A 6,333-nucleotide genomic window follows, 5' to 3' on the forward strand; every position below is an offset into this window, starting at 1 on the left:
GATCGCGCCGATCGCCGCACCGCCGCCTGCGCCGATCAGGGCGCCGCTGCCCGCGCGTGCGCCGGGGCTATACGGGTCGCCACATGCACTGAGGCTCAGGGCCAGAGCGACACTGGCGCCGATACCGAGAAGGGTGCCGGATGTGCGGGAATGCGTTCGCATGGTATGATCCTGTCTTTCTTCTTCTGCTACGCGGCGCGGCCGCGAACGGGGTCGATCGAGCCCGTGTCGTCCAAACGGCGCAGCCGTCACGCGGTTGCGGCGTTCCGTCACGGGCTGCTGCACGCAGATAACACCCCAATCCGGGAATGATCGGGGCCGACCTGTGGCCGAACCATGGCGACGGTCCAACAAAAAGAGCGCTCGACTCGACGACAATCCCGCCCTGCGCTCTTGCCGTCTTGGGTCCGGCCCGTTAAGCCGTGCGGCTTGTCCGATCGTGCTCTGTCCGCCGACCTCCCCACCTCCGCGCGGGGCATGGTGCGGGCCGCCGCCCCGTTTCGTCCGCCTGCTGCGTTTTGCCGGAGTCCCCGATGTTTTCTCGCCTGCTGGGTCTTATGTCCGCCGACATGGCCATCGACCTCGGGACCGCCAACACACTGGTCTATGTCAAAGGACGAGGGATCGTCCTGGACGAACCCTCGGTGGTCGCGATCGCCGATGTGCGCGGGCGCAAGCAGGTTCTGGCCGTCGGCGAGGAAGCCAAGCAGATGGTTGGCCGGACCCCGGGCAACATCACCGCCATCCGCCCCATGCGCGACGGCGTGATCGCCGATTTCGAGGTGGCGGAGGAAATGATCAAGCATTTCATCCGCAAGGTCCACAACCGCCGCTCCTTCGCCAGCCCTCAGATCATCGTCTGCGTGCCGAGCGGCTCGACCGCCGTGGAACGTCGCGCCATTCAGGAGAGTGCCGAGAGTGCCGGCGCGCGCAAGGTGTACCTGATCGAGGAACCGATGGCCGCGGCGATCGGGGCTGGCCTGCCGGTCACCGAACCGTCGGGCAGCATGATCGTCGACATCGGCGGCGGCACGACCGAAGTCGCGGTCATCTCGCTGGGCGGCATCGTCTATGCCCGGTCGGCCCGCGTGGGCGGCGACAAGATGGACGAAGCCATCATCTCCTACATCCGGCGCAACCATAATCTTCTGATCGGGGAAAGCTCGGCCGAGAAGATCAAGATCGAACTCGGCTCGGCCATGATGCCCGACGACCCCAACGACCCCGGACCGCTGCGCGAGGTCAAGGGGCGCGACCTGATCAACGGTGTCCCGCGTGAGGTGATCGTCTCCCAGGCCCAGATCGCCGAGAGCCTGAGTGAACCCGTGTCGCAGATCGTCGACGCCGTGAGCACCGCGCTTGAGAACACGCCGCCCGAACTGGCGGCCGACATCGTGGACAAGGGGATCGTGCTGACCGGTGGCGGGGCGCTGCTCTACCGACTGGACGAAGTCCTGCGCCACGCGACCGGCCTGCCGGTCACCGTCGGGGAAGAGGCCTTGTCCTGCGTCGTGCTCGGCACCGGCCGTGCGCTCGAGGAGATGAAGCGCCTGCGCAACGTGCTGACAAGCATGTATTAATCTTTGGGTGTTAAGCCTGAAAAGGCAGAACCTTCTGTCCGTTCGGACGTAACGCCGGGTGCAGGGACGCCGAGAGGGGCTTGGTCGTCGTGATACCACTTTCCATCCCGCTGCGTCAGGCGCTCGGCAAACTCCTCCTGCCGCTGATGATCGTGCTGGCCTGCCTGATGATCGCCCTCGGCCAGGCCGATCGGCCGCTGGCCGAACACGCGCGCATGCGCGTGTCCGACGTGCTGGCGCCGGCCTATCGCCTGACGCGCGTACCCGGCGTGCGCGCCCGCGCCATCTTGGCCGAGCTGTCGACCATGGGGCGCATGGCCCAGGAGAACGCGCGATTGCGGGCCGACAACGCGGAAATGCGCCGCTGGTATCAGGTCGCCGTGACACTCGCGAACGAGAACGAGCAGCTCAAGGCCAGCCTGCACTGGATCCCCGACGCGGTACCGACCTTCGTCTCGGGTCTGGCGGTGCGGGACGCCGGAGGCCTGTACGCACGTGCGATCCTCCTGATGGTCGGCGGTCATAACGGGGCGGCCATCGGCGACGTGGCGTTTGACGGCAACGGCCTTGTCGGTCGCGTGACCGAAGTGGGGGAACGTTCCGCGCGCGTTCTGCTGATTACCGACAGTTCCAGCCGCATTCCCGTGCAGCTTGCCTCCAGTCACGCCGAAGCGATCATGGCCGGCGACAACACCGACCACCCGCGCGTTATCTTCTACCCGCAGGACAATCGCCCGATCGAGGGCGAGCGTGTCCTGACCGGGGACCGGATCGACCACGTCCCCGCCGGACTGCCGATCGGCACCATCCACTATCCCCGCCCCGGACAGCCGGTCGTGCAGCCGCTGGCCGACCTGTCCCGTCTCGGCGTCGTCCGTCTGTTCGATTACGGGCTCTCATCGGTCGGCAGCCCCCAGGCGCCCGGCCGCGTCGCACGGCCGCCCCTGCCGCAGCCAGGTCTTCCGCCGCTGCTCGGACGCGGGTGACGACCATGGCCATCGACCAGCGCGGGTCTGACCTGCATCCCGGCATCTCGCCGCGCATGACGCCCATCCTGTGGCTTGACATGGCGTTCCGCCGGTCGCTGCCCGGTCTGTTCACGCTCGTGGCCGTCATCGTGCTGTCCGCGCCGCTGGGCGTGCCGGGGCAGGCCGAGATCCTGTTCGGGGTGACGCTCGGCTCGGTGTTCTTCTGGTCGGTGATGCGACCTGCGGCCATGCCCGCCCTCGCCGTCTTCGCCATCGGCCTTCTGATGGATCTTCTGGGCTTTCTGCCGCTGGGTCTGGTCGTGCTGGTCCTGCTGCTGGCGCACGCGATCGCGATCACGGCGCGCTTCAGCCTGTCGCAGATGAATTTCCTTGCGTTATGGGCGATTTTCGCTTTGATCGCTCTGGGAGGCAGCGCACTGGAGTGGGCTCTCATTTCGGCTTTTTCGCTTCGACTGATGGCGCCGGGACCGGCTCTGTTTCAGGCAGGGCTGGCCATGGGACTCTATCCGTTGCTCTCCGTGCTGTTCGTCTGGACGAACCGCACGATCGTTTCTCCGGTCCAGACATGAGAGCACCGGATCACCCGCAGGCATGATCGGCAAGAAACGTCATACCACACGCCTGATGCCGAAAAAGGACGTCGTGGACCCGACGCGCGGCGTGTTCACCCGGCGCGCGCTGCTGCTTATGGCGGCACAGGGGGCGGTCCTGGGCGTTCTCGGGCGGCGCCTATACGACCTTCAGGTCGTCGATGGCGGCAAATACGCCCGCATGGCGGAAAACAACCGGGTCAGCAAACGGCTGCTGGCGCCGGCACGCGGACGCGTGGTCGACCGGTTCGGTATCGCGCTCGCCACCAACAAGGTCAGCTGGCGCGCCCTGCTGATGCCCGAGGACACGACCGACATCCCCGGCACGATCGACCGCTTTTCCCAGCTTATCCCGCTGGACGAGCACGATCGCGGACGCATCCAGCGCGAGATGCGTCACCAGCGCAAGTTCATCCCCGTGATGCTCAAGGACTTCCTGTCGTGGGACGAGATGGCGCGGATCGAACTGAACGCGCCCGGACTGCCGGGCGTGCTGATCGACGTGGGCACGACGCGCGCCTATCCCACCGGACCCCTGATGGCGCATGTGGTGGGCTATGTCGCACCACCCAACGAACGCGATGTGGCCAAGGTCGCGACCCTGGCGCTGCCCGGCATGCGCGTCGGCCGTGCCGGCGTCGAGTCGACGCAGGACACCCTGCTGCGCGGGGCGCCCGGGTCGGTCGAGATGGAAGTCAACGCCGTCGGCCGCGTCATGAACGAGCTCAACCGCATCGATGGCACCACGGGGTCGGAAGTGGCGCTGAGCATCGATGTCGGCCTGCAACAGGCCGTGCTGGACCACATCGCGGACCAGTCGGCCAGCGCGGTGGTGATGGACTGCACCAATGGCGAAGTTCTGGCCATGGTCAGCAACCCCTCCTTCGATCCGTCCCTGTTCGACAGCGGCGTCAGCCATGACCAGTGGCTGGCCTGGACCAGCGACAAGGCGACCCCGCTGATCAACAAGGCGGCCTCGGGCGTCTATCCCCCCGGGTCGACCTTCAAGCCTGCCGTGGCCCTGGCCGCGCTGAAAGCGGGCTCGATCACGCCCGAGGACCGGATCAGCTGTCCGGGGTACTACGACGTGGGCGGCACGCGCTTTCACTGCTGGTCGCGCTGGGGCCACGGCTCGGTCAACCTACACGACGCGCTCAAATATTCCTGCGACGTCTATTTCTACGAGGTCGCGCGCCGCACCGGCATGGAGGCGATCGCCGACGCGTCGCACGGCTTCGGCCTTGGCACCGCGCTCGATATCGAACTGCCGCATGTACGCGACGGCCTGATCCCGACTCCCGCATGGCGCCGGGCGCACGGCTTTCACTGGAACGGCGGCGACACCATCGTCAGCGGCATCGGCCAGGGGTTCGTTCAGGTCACGCCGCTGCAACTCGCGACCTATGCGTCACGCATCGCCACGGGCCGCAGCGTGCAGCCGCATCTCGTGCGCGCGGTGGAGGGCGTCCGGACGCCGCTGGCCGATCCGTCGCACTGGTCAGCACTGGACGCCGACCCCCGCTTCCTTGAGGCCCTGCGCGGGGGCATGCACGCGGTCGTCAACGAACCGCACGGCACGGCGCCGAAGGCGCGTCTCGACCTGCCCGGCATCGAAATGGCCGGCAAGACCGGTTCGGCCCAGGTGCGTCACGTTTCGCGCGCGCTGCGTGAGAGCGGCCATTTCGTCTCCGCCGACCTGCCGTGGGAGTACCGGCCGCACGCCCTGTTCATCTGTTTCGCGCCCTATGACGCCCCGCGCTATGCCCTCTCGGTGGTGATCGAGCACGGCAATGCCGGCGCGGATGCCGCGGCCCCACTGGCCAAGGCGATCATGACCGAAGCGCTGACGCGTGACCCCGCGAACCGTACGACGCCCCCGGGCCAGACGGTCGCCGACCTCGACGAATTCTGATCGGGCCGGCTTTTCGCCGCGGTGGCGCTATGCTTGTGTGGCCGACGGACGGCCGCAGGTCGCCATGATGGGGATGGGGTTCCCCCGAAACCGCCTGTATATGGGCTGATGACTCCTGTCGATCGTCACGAAAGGCGGGAGCGTGCGCGTCCCCGCCTTGCCGACGGCCCCGTGCCGTCTGAAAGGGGACCGCAGGATGTCCTGGACCACCTGTCTGATCGTCATGCTCGGCGGCGCGCTGGGCACACTCGCCCGTTACGCCATGTCGGTGACGATGGCACCGATCAGCCGCGCCTTTCCGTGGAGCACGCTGAGCATCAACATCATCGGCTCGTTCATCATCGCGTTGTTCGGCACGCTCACGCTGGTGCACGGGCGGCTGGTCACGTCCGAAAACACGCGCCTGTTCGTCATGGTCGGACTCTGCGGCGGCTTCACCACCTTCTCGTCGTTCAGCCTGCAGACGCTCGATCTGGCACGGATCGGCAGTCCGGGCCGGGCGGCCTGGAACATCGCCCTGTCGGTCGTGCTGTGCCTGGCCGCCGCGGCCCTGGGGGCGGCGATCGGCCGGCATTACGCGCCGGGGGCGATCCAGTTGGCGGCGCTCGATCCCGACGAGGAAGCGTAACCGCGCGTTACGCCTTGGCCACGCTGTCGACGGCCTCGATCACGCGCGAGGAATACACGAGCGCCGCGCCGGCGTTCAGCGCGATCGCCACGCTCAGCGCTTCGGCGATTTCCTCACGCGTGGCGCCGGCCTTGACGGCGGCGGCCGAATGCACGGCGATGCAGCCGTCACACCGCGTGGTGACCGCAACGGCCAGTGAAATCAGCTCGCGCGTCTTCGCGTCCAGGTGACCGCCCTTGGCCGCCGCTCCGTCGAGGGCACCTACCGCGCGTAATGTATCCGGCGTCAGGGCCTGAAGTGCGGAGACATTGGTGCCGAGATTGTGTCGGTAGTCATTCCAGTCAGTCATGGACGAAGCGCTCCTCAAGCTATGGTGGCCGATCAGTTCACCTCAGCGCGAGCATGGCTGTCACGACACAGTTTCCGGAGCGGTAACCCTTGCTGCGCCAAAATTCGCCCGCTATCGCGGTTGGACATGAACGACAGCGCCGTCGATACCCTCGCCGAAGCCAGGACCGAGTCCCCTTCGCGCGCCCTGCTTGAAGTCCCGCCCGGCACCGGGCCTCTCGCGGCCTATGAGCGCGGCGTGGCCCGCGGCATCCTGCACGCGGACCCCGAACAGGCCCGCGCTGCC

6 protein-coding genes, 1 pseudogene and 1 riboswitch are annotated in these 6,333 nt (G+C 67.3%); of the genes and pseudogenes, 5 read left to right on the forward strand and 2 right to left on the reverse strand.

Features of this window, described 5'->3' with window-relative positions:
* Positions 1-162, reverse strand: a pseudogene (locus tag HUK82_RS17485) (cell envelope biogenesis protein OmpA); the annotation flags it as partial.
* Positions 163-533: 371 nt separating this feature from the next.
* On the opposite strand from HUK82_RS17485, the gene HUK82_RS13585 reads away from it, so the two are divergent.
* The 5 genes from HUK82_RS13585 to crcB all read left to right on the forward strand — a co-directional run bounded on the left by HUK82_RS13585 (position 534) and on the right by crcB (position 5,699).
* The gene (locus tag HUK82_RS13585) at positions 534-1,580 is read left to right on the forward strand and encodes a rod shape-determining protein (protein WP_176614471.1); all 1,047 of its coding nucleotides are present in this window, start codon (positions 534-536) and stop codon (positions 1,578-1,580) included.
* 89 nt (positions 1,581-1,669) lie between these two features.
* Positions 1,670-2,566, forward strand: coding sequence for a rod shape-determining protein MreC (mreC, locus tag HUK82_RS13590; RefSeq protein ID WP_176614472.1), 897 nt, complete (start codon positions 1,670-1,672; stop codon positions 2,564-2,566).
* 5 nt (positions 2,567-2,571) lie between these two features.
* Entirely contained in the window at positions 2,572-3,138 is a 567-nt protein-coding gene (locus HUK82_RS13595; RefSeq protein WP_176614473.1) for a hypothetical protein, read from the forward strand.
* A 22-nt stretch (positions 3,139-3,160) separates the two neighbouring features.
* Positions 3,161-5,071: a penicillin-binding protein 2 gene (gene mrdA / locus HUK82_RS13600; protein ID WP_176614474.1), complete on the forward strand. Its 1,911-nt coding sequence runs from the start codon at positions 3,161-3,163 to the stop codon at positions 5,069-5,071.
* Between the two features lie 60 nt (positions 5,072-5,131).
* Positions 5,132-5,196, forward strand: a riboswitch (Fluoride riboswitch).
* 71 nt (positions 5,197-5,267) lie between these two features.
* On the forward strand, positions 5,268-5,699 hold the full coding sequence (crcB, locus tag HUK82_RS13605) for a fluoride efflux transporter CrcB (protein WP_176614475.1): 432 nt from the start codon (positions 5,268-5,270) through the stop codon (positions 5,697-5,699).
* A gap of 7 nt (positions 5,700-5,706) precedes the next feature.
* Here crcB and HUK82_RS13610 read toward each other — a convergent pair whose 3' ends face one another.
* Entirely contained in the window at positions 5,707-6,048 is a 342-nt protein-coding gene (locus HUK82_RS13610; protein ID WP_176614476.1) for a carboxymuconolactone decarboxylase family protein, read from the reverse strand.
* Between the last annotated feature and the right edge of the window lie 285 nt (positions 6,049-6,333).

The sequence above is a fragment of the Ameyamaea chiangmaiensis genome, assembly GCF_013376175.1.
Lineage (GTDB): Bacteria > Pseudomonadota > Alphaproteobacteria > Acetobacterales > Acetobacteraceae > Ameyamaea > Ameyamaea chiangmaiensis.

Bases quoted from the DNA above. Each gene is read 5' to 3' on its own strand.
- HUK82_RS13585 (WP_176614471.1), top strand. From the start codon at position 534: ATGTTTTCTCGCCTGCTGGGTCTTATGTCCGCCGACATGGCCATCGAC.
- HUK82_RS13595 (WP_176614473.1), top strand. From the start codon at position 2,572: ATGGCCATCGACCAGCGCGGGTCTGACCTGCATCCCGGCATCTCGCCG.
- mrdA (WP_176614474.1), top strand. From the start codon at position 3,161: ATGATCGGCAAGAAACGTCATACCACACGCCTGATGCCGAAAAAGGAC.
- crcB (WP_176614475.1), top strand. From the start codon at position 5,268: ATGTCCTGGACCACCTGTCTGATCGTCATGCTCGGCGGCGCGCTGGGC.
- HUK82_RS13610 (WP_176614476.1), bottom strand. From the start codon at position 6,048: ATGACTGACTGGAATGACTACCGACACAATCTCGGCACCAATGTCTCC.